The organism is Rhizobacter sp. P2_D12, from assembly GCF_056404395.1.
The window spans coordinates 1-1920 of the sequence record NZ_JBFUEB010000265.1 but is presented as its reverse complement, the minus strand read 5'-3'; the positions used below and the strand labels follow the sequence as shown (position 1 = coordinate 1920).

Genomic DNA, 1920 nt, shown 5'->3' with positions numbered 1-1920 from the left:
CACCGGCATCATCATGGGCGCGGCGCGCGTGCGCAAGGGTGGTAAAAAAGTCGGCCTGGCCAACGGCAGCGAAGGCTCGGGCTATGAAGGCATCTCGCGCATCTTCCATACCGACAGCATCCCGTTGAATCCGCGCACGCATGCCGTCGCGCGCGGGCGCATGGTCGCGGGCGCTGCGCTCGATTACAGCGTCGACTCGGCCCCCGAGTTCGGGTTGCCCGCGCCGACGCCTGCCACGCGGCCGGCGTTTTTGCCGCACGACGACTACGCGGTCTTTTTCCATGGCACGGCGCGCGCGGCCAAGAAGTGGGCGGACGCCAACTGGATCGCACTGGGCGCGGCGCTCGCACCGATGCCGGTGCTGCTGCCATGGGGCTCAAAGGCCGAACACGAGGATGCCCAGGCGTTGGCGGCAGCCATGCCCAATGCCCGCGTGCTGCCAAAATTGTCGATGATGGATGCGGTATTACTGGCGCAGCATGCGCGCCTTGCGGTGGGTGTCGACACGGGCCTGACCCATATCGCCGCCGCCTTCGTGCGGCCGACGATCGAAATTTACTGCGATTCGCCCAAGTGGAAGACCGAAGGCAACTGGTCCGATCGCATCGTCAACCTGGGCGACCTGGGCGCGCCGCCTTCAAGCGATGACGTCATCGCGGCTGCACGGCGCCTGCTGGCGCCGGCATGACATGAACCGCACGCTGTACTCAAGCCTCTGGTGGCTGGCCATGCCGGCGGTGCTGGGCCGGCTGTGGTGGCGCGGGCGCAAGGAGCCGGGCTACCGCGCGCACTGGGATGAACGACTGTCCCTGGGCGGCCCTGCCGCTGGCGAGCGGCCCACGATCATGGTGCATGCGGTGTCGGTGGGCGAGACGCGCGCCAGCGAGCCGCTGATTGATGCGCTGCTGCTGGCCTGGCCGGATAGCCGCATCCTGCTGACCCACATGACGCCGACCGGCCGCGCCACCGGGCGCGACCTGTTTGCGCGCCACGGCGAGCGCGTCGTGCAGGCCTACCTGCCCTACGACACGGGCTGGATGACGGCGCGCTTCCTGCGCCGTTATCGTCCCATCGCCTGCATCCTGATGGAAACCGAGGTCTGGCCGAACCTGATCCACGCCTGCACGCGGCAGGGCGTGCCGGTCGTGCTGGCCAATGCGCGCCTGTCCGAACGCTCGCTCAAGCGGGGCCGCAAGGCCGGCGCCGTGATGCTGGAAGCGGCGCGCGCGTTCACGCTGGTGGCGGCGCAGACCGACGCCGACGCGGCGCGGATCGCGTCGCTGGGCGCACCGAACGTCGTCGTCACCGGCAGCGTCAAGTTCGACATCGTGCCGCCACCGAGCTCGCTGGAGAAGGGCGCCTGGCTGCGCACGCGCATCGATGGTGCGGGGCGCCGGCCGGTGTTCCTGTGCGCCAGCACGCGCGAAGGCGAAGAGACCCTGATCCTGGATGCATGGCGGCAGCACCGCGACAAGCCACAGGGCGCGTTGCTGTTGCTGGTGCCACGCCATCCGCAGCGTTTTGATGACGTGGCGACGCTCGTCGAGGCGAGCGGTTTGACGCTTGCGCGCCGCTCGCAGCTCGATGCTGACAACACCGCCGCCATCGACGCCGACGTGCTGTTGGGTGACTCGATGGGCGAGATGTTCGCCTATTACGCCGCCTGCGACTGCGCCTATATCGGCGGCAGCCTGCTGCCGCTGGGCGGCCAGAATCTGATCGAAGCCTGCGCACTGGGCAAGCCGGTGCTGGTGGGCGAACACACGTTCAACTTTCTCGACGCGACGATCGACGCGGTCGATGGGGGCGCTGCCTTGCGCGTGCCGGACGCCGCTGCGCTCGTGGCCCAGGCCGCGCGGCTGCTGCGCGACGATGCGGCGCGCACGGCGATGGGCGCCAGGGCGCTGGCCTTCGCCGGGC

General features: G+C 69.4%; 2 protein-coding genes. Both read left to right on the top strand.

The window, feature by feature from the left end; genetic code table 11:
- A partial coding sequence (locus AC1DYN_RS32295) for a glycosyltransferase family 9 protein (RefSeq protein WP_477966843.1) occupies positions 1–688 on the top strand: 688 nt, incomplete at its 5' end.
- A gap of 1 nt (position 689) precedes the next feature.
- Positions 690–1920, top strand: a 1231-nt coding sequence (waaA, locus tag AC1DYN_RS32290; RefSeq protein WP_477966841.1) for a lipid IV(A) 3-deoxy-D-manno-octulosonic acid transferase, incomplete at its 3' end; no start/stop codon positions are given.